14 protein-coding genes are annotated in these 16,141 nt (G+C 57.7%); 9 read left to right on the top strand and 5 right to left on the bottom strand.

Going from position 1 to position 16,141, the window contains the following annotated elements; translation table 11 throughout:
- Nucleotides 1–106 precede the first annotated feature (106 nt).
- On the top strand, nt 107–415 hold the full coding sequence (locus tag AC244_RS22515; RefSeq protein WP_053251058.1) for a type II toxin-antitoxin system RelB/DinJ family antitoxin: 309 nt from the start codon (nt 107–109) through the stop codon (nt 413–415).
- Complete coding sequence (locus AC244_RS22510) at nt 412–705, top strand: type II toxin-antitoxin system mRNA interferase toxin, RelE/StbE family (protein WP_053251057.1); 294 nt, start codon at nt 412–414, stop codon at nt 703–705. Before AC244_RS22515 ends, AC244_RS22510 begins: the two co-directional genes overlap by 4 nt.
- Before the next feature lie 99 nt (nt 706–804).
- Here AC244_RS22510 and AC244_RS22505 read toward each other — a convergent pair whose 3' ends face one another.
- The gene (locus tag AC244_RS22505; protein WP_053251056.1) at nt 805–1,602 is read right to left on the bottom strand and encodes a DUF1194 domain-containing protein; all 798 of its coding nucleotides are present in this window, start codon (nt 1,600–1,602) and stop codon (nt 805–807) included.
- 36 nt (nt 1,603–1,638) lie between these two features.
- Nucleotides 1,639–1,905, bottom strand: coding sequence for a hypothetical protein (locus AC244_RS22500; RefSeq protein ID WP_053251055.1), 267 nt, complete (start codon nt 1,903–1,905; stop codon nt 1,639–1,641).
- A gap of 253 nt (nt 1,906–2,158) precedes the next feature.
- Between AC244_RS22500 and AC244_RS22495 the strand changes: the two genes are divergently transcribed.
- Genes AC244_RS22495 through AC244_RS22485 form a run of 3 tightly spaced genes read left to right on the top strand, consistent with a single transcriptional unit; the run spans nt 2,159 to nt 7,003 of the window.
- Nucleotides 2,159–4,108 (top strand): PrkA family serine protein kinase, encoded by a 1,950-nt coding sequence (locus AC244_RS22495; RefSeq protein WP_053251054.1) that lies wholly within the window; start codon nt 2,159–2,161, stop codon nt 4,106–4,108.
- Nucleotides 4,109–4,132: 24 nt separating this feature from the next.
- Nucleotides 4,133–5,449 (top strand): YeaH/YhbH family protein, encoded by a 1,317-nt coding sequence (locus AC244_RS22490; RefSeq protein WP_053251053.1) that lies wholly within the window; start codon nt 4,133–4,135, stop codon nt 5,447–5,449.
- 12 nt (nt 5,450–5,461) lie between these two features.
- The gene (locus AC244_RS22485; protein ID WP_053251052.1) at nt 5,462–7,003 is read left to right on the top strand and encodes a SpoVR family protein; all 1,542 of its coding nucleotides are present in this window, start codon (nt 5,462–5,464) and stop codon (nt 7,001–7,003) included.
- Nucleotides 7,004–7,135: 132 nt separating this feature from the next.
- On the opposite strand, the gene AC244_RS22480 is transcribed toward AC244_RS22485, so the two are convergent.
- The 3 genes from AC244_RS22480 to AC244_RS22470 all read right to left on the bottom strand — a co-directional run bounded on the left by AC244_RS22480 (nt 7,136) and on the right by AC244_RS22470 (nt 9,948).
- Nucleotides 7,136–7,879, bottom strand: coding sequence for an NYN domain-containing protein (locus tag AC244_RS22480; protein WP_053251051.1), 744 nt, complete (start codon nt 7,877–7,879; stop codon nt 7,136–7,138).
- A 625-nt stretch (nt 7,880–8,504) separates the two neighbouring features.
- Complete coding sequence (locus AC244_RS22475; protein WP_053251050.1) at nt 8,505–8,990, bottom strand: adenosine-specific kinase; 486 nt, start codon at nt 8,988–8,990, stop codon at nt 8,505–8,507.
- 295 nt (nt 8,991–9,285) lie between these two features.
- Nucleotides 9,286–9,948: an NADPH-dependent F420 reductase gene (locus tag AC244_RS22470; protein ID WP_053251049.1), complete on the bottom strand. Its 663-nt coding sequence runs from the start codon at nt 9,946–9,948 to the stop codon at nt 9,286–9,288.
- A gap of 152 nt (nt 9,949–10,100) precedes the next feature.
- On the opposite strand from AC244_RS22470, the gene AC244_RS22465 reads away from it, so the two are divergent.
- From AC244_RS22465 to AC244_RS22450, 4 genes are all read left to right on the top strand, one after another.
- On the top strand, nt 10,101–13,337 hold the full coding sequence (locus tag AC244_RS22465; RefSeq protein ID WP_053251048.1) for an AAA family ATPase: 3,237 nt from the start codon (nt 10,101–10,103) through the stop codon (nt 13,335–13,337).
- Nucleotides 13,338–13,444: 107 nt separating this feature from the next.
- Nucleotides 13,445–13,738: a hypothetical protein gene (locus AC244_RS22460; protein ID WP_053251047.1), complete on the top strand. Its 294-nt coding sequence runs from the start codon at nt 13,445–13,447 to the stop codon at nt 13,736–13,738.
- On the top strand, nt 13,735–14,967 hold the full coding sequence (locus AC244_RS22455; RefSeq protein ID WP_268750772.1) for a YcaO-like family protein: 1,233 nt from the start codon (nt 13,735–13,737) through the stop codon (nt 14,965–14,967). Before AC244_RS22460 ends, AC244_RS22455 begins: the two co-directional genes overlap by 4 nt.
- A complete protein-coding gene (locus AC244_RS22450) occupies nt 14,951–16,051 on the top strand; it encodes a TfuA-like protein (RefSeq protein ID WP_234717003.1) in 1,101 nt (366 codons plus the stop codon). Before AC244_RS22455 ends, AC244_RS22450 begins: the two co-directional genes overlap by 17 nt.
- Nucleotides 16,052–16,141 lie beyond the last annotated feature (90 nt).

Raw genomic sequence — 16,141 nt, 5'->3', positions numbered from 1 at the left:
GCCTTCAAAATCGCATAAAGTCTGGTCGGGACCGGCGCGACGTCAGATGTCCCCTGGAATTTGTGGTGCAAATGCATTACATTGTCACTGCGAAGGAGATTTGCACATGGCCTCGAATGCACTTGTCCAGACCCGGATTGACGCCAATGTGAAGGAGCGCGCCACGGCGGTTCTAGAAAACATGGGGCTGACGGTCTCGGATGCTGTGCGCATATTGCTAACTCGGACAGCAAATGAAGGCGCCCTTCCGCTGGAACTTGTCAGCCACAGCGAGGCACACGACACATGGTTCCGTGCGAAAGTATTGCAGGCTCTCGAGGACACCAGGCCCGATCTCGATGATGCTGACGCCGAAGCGCACTTTCGCGAGCGACGGGCGGCAGCCTTGCGCAAATCGGGAGCGGTTGATCGATAAGGCTTGTCTGGGCGCAATATGCGTTTGACGATCGGGACTCCATCTTCAGTTATATCGAAAAAGAGAGCCCGAGGGTGGCTGTACACGTCGACGAGGAGATTGTTGGCGCGGTGCGCCGTCTTCTTGATTTTCCCGAAAGCGGGCGTCCTGGTCGGATTGCCGGAACCCGGGAGCTGGTTATTCCACATACGCCGTACATAGCCGCCTGTGTTGTGACGGCCGATAGGATTCGCATTCTGCGTGTTTTGCATGGCGCCCAGATGTGGCCGTTCGCGTTTGACGACGCCTAGACGTTATCGACGCAGCTTTCTCGGGGCCGTCGGTTCTATTCCGTTCAAGTCGAGTGGATTGAGACGTCGGAACCTCAGCAGACATCTCTGCGCACAGAACTATTGTCCAATGCGGCGCTCCTGCATTTCTTCGCCCACAAAGCAATTGTAGTCTGCTCGGTTGTCGACGCGTTTCAATAGTGGCTCGAACCGCTGCAGGTCGCTCACGCTCGGTCCAAGTATCTCGACGATGAGCTTGCTGAGAATAGCCTCCGCAAAGTCGCCAGGATCTGAGACTTTCAACAGAAAGGCCCCATCTCCACCGATCACACAATTCTCATAATAAGCGTCGAGGTCCGGAATCGATGCGGAATCCTGGCGCGTCAACATGATGGGCAGTCCATCAATCACGATGCCTTGGGCGACAGTCGAGTTACGGGCAACGGGTGCCGGCACACCGGCGTTGTTCGGCCCATCTCCCGATATGTCGACCACGCGTCGCATTCCCTGGAACGGGTTAACGAGAAAGAGGTTTCGGGAAAACGCCAGTGTGTTGGAAATCGAAGTGAATGATATCCTTCTCATCGGTTGCTGGCGCAGAGCATCTGCGAATTGACCCGCAGTGCCGGGGCCGTCGATCAGCGTCCAGGGTATGATCTGGACAGCAGAACCGCCCCACTCAACGTATGTCACTGCGATTTTGCCGACAGGTCCGCTCCGTATTGCATTGACGAGTTCGGGCTGGAGAAATGCATTCACATAGCCTTGACGTTGCGTTTGTTGTTCGTCGATCTCCATTGAGTAGGAGACATCAACGGCAAGAACCAGCTCAAGATCGACGTCAAATGGAGAAAGTTGGCCGGGCGTGCTGCCCCCCAGAAGGCCAAAGCAGACAAGAAGCGCGCATTGCCGTTTCATCGCGATAGGAAGCCCGGTGCGTGAGAGGAAACATTTTTACCAGGTGTTGTTGGCTCCGTTGAGATCGATCATTCCTATAATAAGCGGAAACATTCCTACCGCCTTTAGAACTTGGAGTTCGAGATCGGTTTCGATAGCTGCTTTGCAAGCTAAGCTTTTCTGCCCCAACAGGTTTTCGATGGTGACCGCCTGCTCATCTCTACGCGCCCGTCTGTGGTGTAAACCGTGAGGGCCGTCCAGCGGGAGGCCATATTGCGGATCGCCTTGGCGAACTCGCTCTTGCCGGTCGGAGATCAGGCCCAATCCCTTTCGGCTGCCGGTGCGCGGTTTCGAAGGAATTCGTTATAGAGATCGCGGCGTCCATAGGCCCAGCACGCCACCTGGTTCAGAAGCCCGCATAGGCGTCGGCATGCAGAAAGTCACGGCATTCCGGCAGAAAATGTTGGGCACGCGCCCTTTTTGTGAAAAAATACAGGGAACAAACGCGGCCCAATTTCGTTGAAAAGAAGTGGCCGTAGGAGAAGCGCGTGACTTCCAGCGACTGCGGGAGAGTTCCATGAGAGTTAGTGACGGCGATGTTTTCGACCTTTTTTCAAAAATTTACGCAAGCGGAGCACAAGAGGAGTTAAGTCTACAGGAATATCTCCTCGCCTGTCGCGACGACAGGAGCATGTATGCCACGGCGCCGGAGCGCATGGTGACTGCCATCGGCGAGCCGAAGTTGATAGACACGAGCGCGGATGAGCGCCTCGGCCGGATTTTCGCCAACCGCACCATCAAGGTCTACCCCTCCTTCTCGGACTTCTATGGAATGGAGGATACGATCGAGCGGATCGTCGGATACTTCCGATATGCCGCTCAGGGGCTCGAGGAACGCAAGCAGATCCTTTACCTCTTGGGGCCGGTTGGTGGTGGCAAATCGTCGCTTGCCGAACGTCTCAAGAAGCTGATGGAACAGCAGCCGATCTACACGTTGGCCATCGACGGTAAGATAAGCCCCGTCTTTGAGTCGCCCCTTGGCCTGTTCAGCCGCGATCGCATGGGAGATCTGCTGGAAGACAAATACGGAATTGCGAAGAGGCGGCTCACCGACTTGGTATCGCCTTGGGCGACCAAGCGGCTGGACGAAATCGGCGGCGACATTTCGAAATTCAGCGTCGTCAAGCTCATGCCCTCGCGGCTGCGCCAGATCGCCATTGCCAAGACGGAACCGGGCGACGAGAACAACCAGGACATTTCCGCGCTGGTCGGCAAGGTCGATATTCGCCAGCTCGAGAATTTCAGCCAAGCCGATCCCGACGCCTATTCCTATAGCGGCGGGCTCAACAGGACCACGCAAGGGCTGCTCGAATTCGTCGAAATGTTTAAGGCGCCGATCAAGGTTCTGCATCCACTGCTCACCGCCACGCAGGAAGGAAGCTACAACGGCACGGAGAACTTCGGTGCCTTCCCCTACCACGGCATCGTGCTTGCCCATTCCAACGAGTCCGAATGGCTGCAATTCAAGCACAACAAGAACAACGAGGCCTTTCTCGACCGGATTCTGGTCGTCAAGGTTCCCTATTGCCTGCGTGTCACGGAGGAACGGCTGATCTATGAAAAGCTGCTACGCGAGAGCGAACTATCCGAGAGCCCATGCGCACCCGAGGTGCTGGAGAACCTTAGTCGCTTCACGGTAGCGACGCGCCTCGCTCTACACGAGAACTCGCCGTCCTACACAAAGATGCGGGTTTATGACGGCGAAAACCTGAAGGATACCGACCCCAAGGCGAAGTCCCTGCAGGAGTATCGCGATGCCGCAGGCGTCGATGAGGGCATGACCGGTGTTAGTACCCGCTTTGCCTTCAAGGTTCTGTCGGAGACCTTCAACTACGACACCAAGGAAGTCGCTGCCGATCCGGTTCATCTGATGTATATCCTGGAACAGGCTATCCGGCGGGAGCAGTTTCCCAAGGAAACCGAAGCGAACTATCTCGATTTCATCCGGTCGGAGCTCGCGGCTCGCTATGCGGAGTTCATCGGTCACGAGATCCAGAAGGCCTATCTCGAATCCTATAGCGAATATGGTCAGAACCTGTTCGACCGCTACATCTCTTACGCGGATGCCTGGCTCGAAGATCAGGACTTTAAGGATCCTGACACGGGCCAAATCCTAAATCGTAACGTTCTCGACGGCGAGTTGTCACAGATCGAAAAGCCCGCAGGGATCGCAAACCCTAAGGATTTCCGCAATGAAGTTGTAAAGTTCACCCTGCGTGCCCGCGCCAGGAATAACGGGCGCAACCCCGCCTGGACAAGTTACGAAAAGCTCCGGGAAGTGATCGAGAAGCGCATGTTCGGCCAGGTCGAGGACCTTTTACCGGTCATCAGCTTCGGCTCGAAGAAGGACAGCGCGACCGAGAAGCAGCACGCTGAATTCGTCGAGCGCATGACCGAACGGGGCTACACCGAGCGCCAGGTGCGGCGGCTCGTCGACTGGTACATGCGGGTCAACAAGGCCGGTTGACGATGCGCAAGCGGGGGATGGCACATGCCGAATTTCATCGATCGCCGGCTTAACCCCAAGGACCGGAGCCTCGGCAACAGGCAGCGATTTTTGAAGCGGGTCCATGAGGAATTGAAGCGGACGATAAGGGATCAGATAAAGTCGGACAAGATCATCGATGTGGACGCCGCCCACGGCGTTCCGATCCCGAAGCGTGGCGCGGACGAGCCCAGTTTCCAGCATTCGAGGACCAGCGGCGAGCGGCACCATGTCCTGCCCGGAAACGAGACCTTTTCGCCGGGAGACCGACTTAAGAAGCCGGAAACAGGCGCCGGTGGAGGGCGCGCCGGCCCCGGACGGGGCGAAAACACGGACGACTTTGTCTTCGCGCTGTCGCGCGAGGAAGTGCTCGATCTTTTCTTCGAAGACCTGGAGCTTCCGGATATGGTGAAGCTGAGCCTGCGGGAAACCGTCAGCTACAAGTCCCATCGCGTCGGTTTCTCGACGGTGGGCACGCCCAGCAACATCAATGTCGGACGAACAATGCGCAACAGCTTCGGGCGCCGCATGGCCCTGCGCCGCCCGAGCGAGAAGGAATTTCAGGCGCTTGCCGACGAGATCGCTGCGCTGGAAAGGGAGGAGCAGCCATCCCCGCAGCAGCGCCACAGGCTCTTGCACTTGCGCGAAGAACTGGAAGTGATCGAACGGCGCCGGCGGCGTATCGCGTACGTCGATCCCGTCGACGTGCGGTTCAACCGTTTCGAACGTCAGCCTTTGCCGAATGCGAGCGCGGTGATGTTCTGCCTGATGGACGTCTCCGCCTCAATGGGTGAGCGCGAGAAGGATCTTGCCAAGCGCTTCTTCGTTCTCTTGCACCTGTTTCTCAAGCGTCGTTACGAGCGGATCGACATCGTGTTCATCCGCCACACGGACGAGGCGCGGGAAGTTGACGAGGAGACGTTCTTTTTCAGCAAGCAGAGCGGCGGCACGGTCGTTTCCACGGCGCTTGAGGAAATGCTGCGGGTCATCGAGGACCGCTATCCCTCGAATCTCTGGAACATATATGCGGCCCAGGCCTCCGACGGCGACAATGCCAACGGCGACTCGGAGCGGTGCGCCGAGCTTCTGCGGGGATCGCTTATGCGTCTGTGCCAGTACTACGCCTATGTCGAGATCATAGACGAGCGCGAAAGCGAGATCTTCGGGTCGACGGACAACGGCACCTCGCTCTGGCGTGCCTACCGCACGGTCGACAGTGCGGTACCGAATTTCCAGATGACGCGCGTTGCAAGGCCCGCTGACATCTACCCCGTCTTTCGCAAACTCTTCGCCCGGCATCAACCCGTTCAACTGCGCAGGTGAAGGGACGATTGAATGGCAAGACGGCCAGCCTCCACCCTGCTGTTCGACGGTTCCGAATGGAACTTCGCGACGCTTTCGCGCACCTATGATGCGATCGAGGCGATAGCGATCGGTGAGATGGGACTGGACGTCTACCCGAACCAGATCGAGATCATCTCCTCCGAACAGATGCTCGACGCCTATTCGTCCGTCGGCATGCCGCTGATGTATCAGCACTGGTCGTTTGGCAAGCGCTTCGTTTTCGAAAGCCAACTCTATCAAAAAGGCTATCGCGGGCTGGCCTATGAACTCGTGATCAACTCCAATCCCTGCATCACCTATCTCATGGAAGAAAACACGATGCCGATGCAGGCGCTGGTCACCGCGCATGCCGCCTTCGGCCACAATCACTTCTTCAAGAACAACTATCTGTTCCGCCAGTGGACGGATGCCGGCGCGATCCTCGGCTACATGGACTTCGCCAAGAAATACATCGCCAAATGCGAGGAGCGGCATGGTCTCAATGCGGTGGAGGAGATTCTCGATTCGGCGCATGCCCTGCAGGATCACGGCGTGTTCCACTATCGCCGCCCCCCCCGGCTCTCATCGGAAAAGGTAACGGAGCGGGCCCGGGAGCGGCTGGAATACGAAGAGCAGACTTATAGCGATTTATGGCGGACGCTGCCGACGGCAGGCGGAAGTTCCGGCATCGAGGAGGTGGAGCGCGAGGCTTTGGAACGGAAGAAGGCGCTTAACCTTCCCGAGGAGAACCTGCTCTACTTCCTCGAGAAGCACAGTCTGATCCTTGAACCCTGGCAGCGCGAGATCTTGAGAATTGTTCGCGTTATCGCGCAATATTTCTACCCGCAAAGTCAGACCAAAGTGATGAACGAGGGATGCGCGACCTTCGTCCACTATTCCATTATCAACAGACTGTTCGACCAGGGCAAACTCAGTGAAGGCGCAATGTTGGAGTTGCTGGCGAGCCACGCCAATGTTGTTTTTCAGCCGGGCTTCGATAATTCCCGCTTCTACGGCCTCAACCCTTACGCGCTGGGCTTTGCGATGATGCAGGATATCGAACGCATCTGCACGATGCCGACGGAAGAGGATCGGGACTGGTTTCCCACCATAGCCGGCAACGGCAACTCGATGGGCACGCTGATCGACGCCTGGGAGAACCACCGCGACGAATCCTTCATTTTGCAATATCTGAGCCCGGCGGTGATCCGCAAATTTCGCCTGTTTCGTCTCGCTGACCGCGCGGCCAACAAATTTTGTGAAGTCACCTCCATCCATGACGAGCGGGGCTACTCTGCCGTGCGTGCCGCGCTCGCTCGCAATTATGACCCGGTGGCCAATAGACCGGACATACAGGTGGTCGATGTCGACCTTCTGGGAGATCGGCAGCTTCGTTTGAAGCATGTAATCAAGAACGGAATTTTGCTGGAGGAAAGCAATCGAGACGCGACTCTCGCGCATATAAGCCGGCTTTGGGGATATGAAGTGAGCCTGGCAGGCATCGATGCGTCGACCGGCAAAGTCCTCTATGAATGCTCCTCTACAGGAGCGTGACCGCAAGCGAGCGGCCCTGCTGCCAGATCTCGTGAGACGACATCAACCGTTAACATTGTGGGTGGCGATCTTCACTCCGCCTCCAAGGGGGCCGATCAAGCGCGACACGACGGCGGGCAATACGGCGGGCAATCAAGCCTTCTTCTTGGATGTCTGTTGCTTGACGCGGATCCGCAACGGCTTGCCTTCCACATGCTCGATATCGAAGGCATTTGTCTTGCGCACGAGATCACTCAGCTTGCGAAAGCCGTAGGTTCGCGGATCGAAGTCCGAGGCCAGATTAGCCAGTTGCGTACCGATGGCTCCGAGAGGAACCCATCCGTCTTCGCTTTCCATCTGAGAAATGACCTTCTTGATGATGGGCGTCGCAGCGTTCGGCTGCTGCAGGGGAGTTGGCGCCTGAGCGGGTTCCGCACCATTTGACGCAACTGTCGGCAGTAGGTTTTCCGTGTAGATGAACCTGCGGCATGCCTGACGAAAGCTTTCCGGCGTCTTTTGCTCGCCGAAGCCGAAGACATCGGTACCTTGCTCGCGGATCCGCGACGCCAGCCTTGTGAAATCGCTATCGGACGAGACCAGGCAAAAGCCGTCGAAGCGACCGCTGTGCAGCAGATCCATCGCGTCGATCACAAGGGTGATATCGGACGCGTTCTTTCCGGTGGTATAGGCAAACTGCTGCTGCGGTATGATTGCGTGCCGCGACAGCACCTCGATCCAGGCTTTTGATCGTGCACTGGCAAAATCCCCGTAGATGCGCCTGACGCTCGCCTCTCCGATCTTGGCGATTTCCTCAAACAGGCCATCGACGATTTTTGCCGAAGCGTTGTCGGCATCGATCAGGACGGCGAGGCGAGGAGACCGGGCTTCAGCAGGCATTGAACTCTCCTTCACTTTTTGCGGCGGTTCGAACGTGTGGCCGGCAGAAATGCGCCAATCGAATTCATACCGCCCCGCGCTCCACCTTTGCAACGCCGGGTACTCATCGAGCGTCCCCTTCCGCGTTCACGGTCAACGCCTTCATCTGGATGGGACAGCCGGTTGGCTCATCGAGCGAATTGTTCTTGAGGCATAACGGGTCCGAGTGGGCCTTGTCTGTCACGTGCAAGTGGCGTTTGGAGCGAGTGTCGCTGTGACCATCGCCATTGCTTTCGTCTCGTGCGCCTTTAGCTAAAGGCGTCACGCCGGACGTTTCGCCTGGGTCAAGGAGGCAGTCGACAACGCAAGAACTGAACTCTGATTGTCGCGTCAGAGCGAAGGCTGTTCTTCGTTGATCTGGGCACCACTTATTGTGGGCACCTGCGGCCCTATGCGCACCGACGCTGTTTCCTCGTGCTGCGCCGCAAGTCCTCGCAATGGGGCAACCATAGCGCCGCCGGAGGCATGGCGTGCGGCGAGCCCGCGCACCATAGCGGGGTCACCGCGGGCGTTGCGTGAACGGTCCGGGCGTCTGGATCATGGGCTTGACGGTATTGTCCATGCTGCCCCGTCGACTTTCCAGCCACTACAGCTTGTAGCCGATCTTTCGCAGCAGGTCTTTCCGCCACGCAATGTCAGCGTCGGTTTCGACACCCAGCGGTGAGGCGCCATCCACCACGCCGAGCACGCCGCGGCCCAGCTCCGTTTGCGCGACGATCACCTGTGTCGGGTTGGCCGTCGCGCAGTAGATGCGGCAGACCTCTGGCACCGCGCGCACCGCAGCCAGCACGTTGACGGGAAAGAATCCGTCGCCAAGGAAGATCAGGAAAGTGTGGCCGGCGCCAATGGCCAATGCGTTGTCACGTGCGAGGGCGAGCACGGCTTCGTCATTGCCCGACCAGCGCACCAGCCGCTTACCGGAGGCCTCGCAGAAGGCCAGCCCGAAGCGGATGCCAGGAACCGCGCCCACCAGCGCTTCGTGGAGGTCTTCCACAGTTTTGATGAAATGCGACTGGCCAAAAATGAAGTTGGTGGCGTCCGGCTTGACGATTGGCACCACGGTGAGTTCCATGGCTGCGCTCCTTCAAGGTAGGCAACGCAATGGTAGGTAGGCCTACGGAAGGCGATTTCAAGCCGTCACATGCGACCCATTCGCCGCTTCCGCGCTCATGTCACGCGCGGTCCGCAGGATGAAGGCTACACGTTTCCGCCGGTTGCACTCACCGCGCCAACGCATCCAGCCAAGATAGACACGATTGTCGGGGCTCGACGACCGACGACAATCTGCTCGTGACAACAATCGGCGCGTCATCGGGCACGCGGCCATAGAGATCGAGTGATGTTCTGGTGGATGATGCGTCCGCAACTCAATGATTGCCGGACGTGGCGCCGCTTGCCTTCAGAATTAGTGGTGTGATGACAGTTCCTTGGCCCTGAGTATAGGCCAGTTGAATAATCAACTCAGCCAGGGGCTCTAGATACCGAGCGCATTCGATACCGCCGGTGTCGACGGCATCATACCCGATTTCGCGGACCAATCCCGCTACCCGATTTTTGGACTCAGCATCGTTTCCGGCCAAAAAGACCTGAGGAACAATATCTCCGTACGACAACTCGGCGGATACCACAGCCGCGAAGATGGCATTGAACGCTTTCACCACGTTCGCGCGTGGCGCAAGCCTCTGGCATGTCTCTCCTGCAGAGTCGGAGTGCCCGATAGTCAGATGCATATAGTCCGAGGTTAGTGGGTTGGTGCAATCGACAATGATCTTACCATCTATGTTTCCCAGGCGGTCCAGTGTTTCGGTCAAATTGACAAACGGAACTGCGAGAAAAATCACATCAGCCTCGGCCACGAAGGATGTCGCAGCCCCGCCTCGCACGCCGAGCGCCTCGGCAGCAAGCTGACCGGTCTTATCGTCTCGAGATCCTAGCAAGACTTGATGCGAGGTTTTTGCAAACCGTTTTGCAAGGGCGCTTCCGACAGTGCCCGTGCCAACGATCAAGAGAGTCAACGTTGAGGCGGACATGAGAACCCCGCAACAAGAGCCGAATGAGCCCAAGATTGTTCGCTACGCTATCGCCGGTCAAGCAGATTCTGTGACGAGCGTGACCGGTTTCGTACTATGCTGACCACGTATGTTAAGGCCGCAGGCTCCAGTACTCCCGATTGGAGGCGCCCATGTCGCTTACCCTCCGACAATGGCTCAAGCAGCTAGGCTTGCTGGAATATGCAGACCGGTTTGAGGAAAACCACATTGATTTCGGGGTTCTTACTCATCTCACCAGCAGTGATCTTCGCGAGATCGGGGTCAAGGCGGTCGGCGATCGGAAACGATTGATCGCTGCAGCGAAGCAGTTCAGTGCCACGTCCGAGGCTCCCACCAGATCGCACCGGACGGTTCGCGCAGGAGCATCCCGTAGCTGGACCGGAGGAGCGGAGCGACGGAACCTCGCGGTTCTCTTCTGCGACCTCGTGGGCTCCACACGCATGTCGGAACAACTGGACGCCGAAGAGTTGCGCGACATCGTTATTGGCTACCAATCGACGGCCGTCCGAGTGGTACAGAAATATGGCGGGAGGATAAGCCAGTTCATGGGAGACGGCGTAATGGCTTACTTCGGCTGGCCCAGTGCGAGAGAAAACAACTCGGAAAGTGCTGTTCGGGCGGCGATTGAGCTCGGCAGGGCGGTCAGAGAGATAGGGCTGTCCTGCCGCATTGGAATTGCCACCGGCTCCGTGGTGGTTGGCGATATCCAAGGCGACAACCTGAAGCTCAAGGACCAAGTCGTGGGCCGGACTCCAAATCTTGCAGCTCGCCTGCAATCGGAAGCAGAAGCTGGCACCATCGTCGTTACGAACGAGACCCGTACACTGGCGGGCGAGGAGTTCGTCTATAGCGATCTTGGCCTTCGCACGATGAAGGGGATCTCATCGCCGGTAAGACTTTGGCGGGTCGATGGGTTAAGGCTGCGCGGACCTGTAAAGCACTTTTCCCACTGGGATACGCCCATTTTTGGCCGCACCGGGCAACTCGATGCTTTGATGAGGTTGTGGGAGGAGGCAAAGAACGGCAACCTGCGCTCGGTTCTGGTTCGAGGGGATCCTGGCATTGGCAAGTCGCGCTTGGTCTCCGAAGTGCTGACACACGCCGAGCCAGGCCGAGACTCCGTGCTGTTGGAGTTTCAGTGCTCGCCCTTTCACAGTCACGAGCCTCTATTTCCGGTGCTTGACCAACTCCGGCGCTCAATCATTCCGCAGGGATCTGCTGGTTCGTCGGCTCCGTTCCAGGCGCTGGTCGCAGACACAAGCCAAGAACGCCGGGACGCCGCCCAGGTCCTCATTGCCCTCGTCTCCGGTGATCCCGACGGTCATTTTGCCGGGCTGACCGCACGGGGACGGAAGGAAAGGACGTTCGGTGCAATCCAGTCAGTGCTCGATACGATTTCCATATTTCGTACGCTCTTGATAATCGTGGAGGATCTCCATTGGGCCGACCCAAGCACAATCGAGTTTTTCCACCGGTTCGTTCATGATCCAGCAAGACGAAACGCGCTGGCGGTGTTTACCTGTCGCAGCGAAGCGACGTCGCAACTGTCCGGTATGCGCTTCGATGAGATCGTTGATGTTCCGCGCCTCTCATATGGCGAAGTGAACCAACTGATCGACGCGATCGCAGGCAGCGCAGAACTGCCTCCGCCTGTCCGCGCCGCTATCGCAGACCGTTCCGACGGCGTTCCTCTCTATGTTGAAGAACTCGCGAAATCGGTGCTGGACGGCGATCAACTGTCTCAGCCAAGCCAGCAACGCGATCTCAATGTGACATCTATTCCAATGACTTTGCATGACTCGCTCCTCGCTAGGATCGACCGTCTATCGGTAAAGATGGAGATCCCGCAGGCAGCAGCAGCGATCGGCCGGGAATTCTCTTCTCACGTGTTGAAGACCGCGCTCGGATATCGCGGATCCGAGGTGGAGAACGCACTGCGTCGATTGATCAGTGCCCAGGTGGTGAAGGCCGACCCGGGGCGGCCGGGTCATTTCATTTTCAAGCATTCTTTGATGCGTGACGCAATTTACGAAAGCATGCTGTCGAAGGCGAAAAAAGCGGTGCATCGCAAGATTGCCGTTGCCCTGGAGAACACCCATTCCGCAGGCGGGTCACCTCACCTCCTCGCACAGCACTGGGCTTCGGGAGGGAACGACGCCAAGGCCTTTGAGTATTATTCGCACGCGGCCGCCCTCGCCAAGGCAAACTTCGCGAACAAGGAGGCCATCGCGTACTTCCGAAAATCACTGGATCACCTGCGCTTGGCGATGGACGAGTCTGATCCTTCCGCAGCAGAGCTGAAGACGTCTCTTCTTGAACAACTGAGCGAGGTACAGTTCCTTTCGCACAATATCGACGAAGCGGAATCGGCCTTGCGCGAGGCCATGGATCTTGCGTCCAATGAGCCTCTCCAAAGGGCCCGGCTGCTGCGTAAAATGGGTGTAGCACTTCAACAGGACCGGGACCGGTCACTGCAAGTCCTCGACGAAGCCGAACAGGTCCTCAACAAGCTCGAGGATACATCGACCAAAGACGCCCTGGGCGAATGGATCGAAATTCAGCTCTCAAGATGCAACGCCAACTACTGGAGCGGCAACGGCAGCGAGATGAGCAATCTGCTGGACCAGATCGCCCCTCATCTAAATGTCTGCTCCGCTGACCAACTGGCGGAATTCTTCAACCAGTGCGTCCTCAGGGATCTGAGACTTCAGCGCTATCGCGCTTCTTTGGCTACGATCAAGCACGCCCGGGACTACGTAAGGGCTGCCAAGCGAACCAACAATCTGGCTACGATCTCATCTTCTCTATTCATCCTTGGATTTGCGTATCTCCACAACGACAGGTTCCGAAGCGCCGAGCGCACCCTGTTGAACGGGATACAAGCCGCTCAACGGTCCGGCCATAAGGCGATCGAACTACGCTGTCGCGTCTATCTAAGCTTGGTTTACCGACTGCAGGGCGAGGTCAAGGCTGCCATTGAAGCAGCCAAGGAAGCAGCGGAAACAGCGAGGGTCGAGGCGATGTCGGAGTATGTCGGGCTCACCAGCGCAAACCTTGCATGGGGTCACTGGAGGAGAGGTCGACTGGAGGACGCGCACTCGGAAGCGGAACGGGCCGTCCGGGAGTTTGACAAGTCCAAGATTGCCTACCCATTCGAGTGGACGGCCTTACTGGTCTTGTTGGCAACTGAGCATCAAGATTGCAATCGGATGAAATTACTATGCAATCGTCTCTTGAGCATCACTCAGCAAGAGTTGCCAAAAGCCGTGCGCGCGGGGATCGAGAGTCTCGCGGCGAGTTCAATTGAAAACCAGTCATCTATCCTTCAGCAATTGATTGCCACCTGCAGAAGGTGGAACCTTCTATAACTTTCGGCTGATAGACACCCTTCATTTGGGTAGCAGCACAAGCGGGATGCTTCAATTGAAGATCGGGGTCGAGGTGCTATCGTGGCAGTTTGCAACGGGAGGAAGCCATGCCCCAAGATGGTAGCAGCGACGACTTTCGCCACGATCTTATAATCGCCAGCGACGATGGAACTGTTCTGCATATCCCCCGTGATGTCTGGGACCAGGATGCCTACCGCGTCGACGCGTCGACCTTCCAGTACGACGACGGCTGGAAGGTCGTTCGCGAGCTTCTACAGTGCGGCGTAATGCTCGCAGCCGTTCCTCCCACGCTTCCACCCGACAAGCCGAAGCCCCTTGGCACCTGCTGGCTCGTGAACATAGAAGGCTTGAAGAAGTCTACCAAGTTCCACGTTCCGTGACGTCGGAAACGGTACAGATCGAGTCTTGGTCTCCATTCATTCGCGAGATAAGCCCGACTGAGACTCTGGCCAAAATGACGCCTTTCTTGCGCGAAATCGGAGTTTCGCGCATTGCCGACATCAGTGGTCTCGATTCCATCGGATTGCCTGTCGCGGTTGCGTACAGACCGAACGCTCGGTCGCTGACAACCTGTCACGGCAAAGGTGTAACGCTGACCGAGGCGAAAACGTCAGCAGTCATGGAGGCACTAGAACGCCACTGTGCTGAGAACCCCAAAGTAACCTTGAGATACGCGTCCTTCGATGAACTGCGCGACGAGGGGCGAGTGGTCGATTTGGATATCCTGCCCAGAATTGTCGAGGCACCGCCGTCCAAGACCCGCCGCTCCCTGTGGGCACGAGCAACGGCCATGACCAGCGGTGACAACGTATGGGTCCCCTTTGAGATAGTTCATTTGGACTATGCTCTTCCGCTGCCGACAAATCTTGAGTGCTTGTTGTTGGGGTCGGGCGGACTGGCATCCGGGAATACGATGAAGGAGGCGGCGGTCCATGCGATCAGCGAACTGATTGAACGGGACGCGCTCACCCTGTGGCGAGCCAAAGCCACGCGGATTCAAGAAACGGCCGTCGATTTGGAATCGGTTAATGACCCGTGGTGCTCCGACATTCTGAGCGCAGTCATTCGATCCGGCACGAGAGCCGCTGTTTGGGACATGACGAGTGATCTCGGCGTACCAGCGTTCTTTTGCGAGATATCATCCGACCGCTCTTCCACGTTCCGGAACGTGGGCCCTGCTGCCGGTAGCGCATGCCATCCGCTAAGGGGGATAGCGCTGGGGAAAGCGGTGCTCGAGGCAGTCCAAAGCAGATTGACGATGATTTCTGGAACGAGGGATGACCTGACGCGAGAATTGTTTGTGCGCGGCCCTCCACAGCCACCACTTGATGAACCAGTCTCCTGTCCGGGCAAGGCCTTCACCGACATTCCCAGTGCGCTGGGTTTCGCCCGAATTGACGATGCGCTCGACGACCTCTTGGGCAGAATGCGACTTGCTGGTATCGATGAACCCCTCATCGTTGACCTATCGCATAGCGGCATTCCTGCTGCCGTGGTGCGTGTTATCGCGCCTGGGCTTGAAGGGTCGTGCGATGCGCCGGGCTATATAGCTGGAGCGCGTGCCAGGCGGCTGGCCGCCTACCGAGGTGGCGATGGCGAACATGACTGACAAAGTTGCGGTGTTCGTGGGACCGTCGCTCAGAGGTCACCACCCGACCTACCCCGGGGTCGACCTCGACTATCGCCCGCCGGCCTCTCAAGGAGACGTCATAGCGGCTGCGGTTGACTTTCCGAAAGCCATCGTCTTGATCGACGGCTACTTCGAGCATGTGCCTGCGGTGCATCACAAGGAGATCTTGTGGGCGCTCGACCAAGGCATTCCTGTGTATGGGGCCTCTTCAATCGGGGCCCTCAGGGCCGCGGAGTTGAGCCGGTTTGGCATGGTCGGCGTGGGAAAAATCTTCGAATCTTTCGAAACGGGGGAACTCGAGCGCGACGATGAGGTAGCCCTGGTCCACGGACCGGCGGAAATCAACTATGAGCCGCTTTCAGAGCCTCTCGTGAACATTCGATCGACGCTGTCGTTCGCTCTTGGTGCAGGAGTTGTCGAAGAAGACCTTGCCGATACCTTGATTAATCGGGCCAAAGCGACCTTTTACCCGGAGCGCAGTTTCGGTCGGCTATTGGGCGACTTAGACCACCCAGATCGCGTCCGCGCGGAGAAGTTGGCAAGCTGGTTGCCGGGTGGGAGGCTGGACCAAAAACGCATTGATGCGGTGGCTTGCCTTACCCGAGCGGCCGCCGATCTGCAGCAGCCGTCTGGTGAACACGGCCGGTCGAGCTGCGGATTCGTCTTCACGGATGCTTTCGCTCAACTTGTACAATGCACCGCGGCAGGACTGCCGCTGGGAAGCCGCATCGCCCACGGGCTGATTCAGTTGGTTTCCGATACGACCGCGGGTTTATCCTCCGTATCCGTATCCGTATCCGTATCCGTGGCTGCTGGCGCGGCCGCCTTGGCAATAGACCGAGCCACTCGGGGGCCGGTTCCTGTTCGCTCACTTGGTGAGACCGTCAATTCCTTCCTTGATCACATGCCGGGAGGAGATATGGGCGCCTGGATGAAGTCCAGGAATCTGGATCTTGATACCCTCTCGCACATATTGGAGGAACTGGCTCGGATGGACCGGTCCTCTGGGGCAGCGGAAGAGTTGGTTCATAGAATAGTTCATTCCAAGCTCAAGATTAGATAAGTTCAGCGCGATAAGAACAGTTTTTTCAATGGGACCGCTGCAGATTGAAGTGAGTGCTTTCGAGGAGGTAGCTTCGCTCAGTGCCCCCGG

The sequence above is a fragment of the Ensifer adhaerens genome (assembly GCF_001270265.1).
Lineage (GTDB): Bacteria > Pseudomonadota > Alphaproteobacteria > Rhizobiales > Rhizobiaceae > Ensifer > Ensifer adhaerens_B.
Note: the sequence above shows the minus strand (reverse complement) of the source record. Positions and strands in the feature narration are given on the sequence as shown.

What these genes read in the sequence shown, in the direction of transcription:
- AC244_RS22515 (WP_053251058.1), top strand. Translation starts at nt 107, where the DNA reads ATGGCCTCGAATGCACTTGTCCAGACCCGGATTGACGCCAATGTGAAG.
- AC244_RS22505 (WP_053251056.1), bottom strand. Translation starts at nt 1,602, where the DNA reads ATGAAACGGCAATGCGCGCTTCTTGTCTGCTTTGGCCTTCTGGGGGGC.
- AC244_RS22495 (WP_053251054.1), top strand. Translation starts at nt 2,159, where the DNA reads ATGAGAGTTAGTGACGGCGATGTTTTCGACCTTTTTTCAAAAATTTAC.
- AC244_RS22490 (WP_053251053.1), top strand. Translation starts at nt 4,133, where the DNA reads ATGCCGAATTTCATCGATCGCCGGCTTAACCCCAAGGACCGGAGCCTC.
- AC244_RS22485 (WP_053251052.1), top strand. Translation starts at nt 5,462, where the DNA reads ATGGCAAGACGGCCAGCCTCCACCCTGCTGTTCGACGGTTCCGAATGG.
- AC244_RS22480 (WP_053251051.1), bottom strand. Translation starts at nt 7,879, where the DNA reads ATGCCTGCTGAAGCCCGGTCTCCTCGCCTCGCCGTCCTGATCGATGCC.
- AC244_RS22475 (WP_053251050.1), bottom strand. Translation starts at nt 8,990, where the DNA reads ATGGAACTCACCGTGGTGCCAATCGTCAAGCCGGACGCCACCAACTTC.
- AC244_RS22470 (WP_053251049.1), bottom strand. Translation starts at nt 9,948, where the DNA reads ATGTCCGCCTCAACGTTGACTCTCTTGATCGTTGGCACGGGCACTGTC.
- AC244_RS22465 (WP_053251048.1), top strand. Translation starts at nt 10,101, where the DNA reads ATGTCGCTTACCCTCCGACAATGGCTCAAGCAGCTAGGCTTGCTGGAA.
- AC244_RS22460 (WP_053251047.1), top strand. Translation starts at nt 13,445, where the DNA reads ATGCCCCAAGATGGTAGCAGCGACGACTTTCGCCACGATCTTATAATC.
- AC244_RS22450 (WP_234717003.1), top strand. Translation starts at nt 14,951, where the DNA reads ATGGCGAACATGACTGACAAAGTTGCGGTGTTCGTGGGACCGTCGCTC.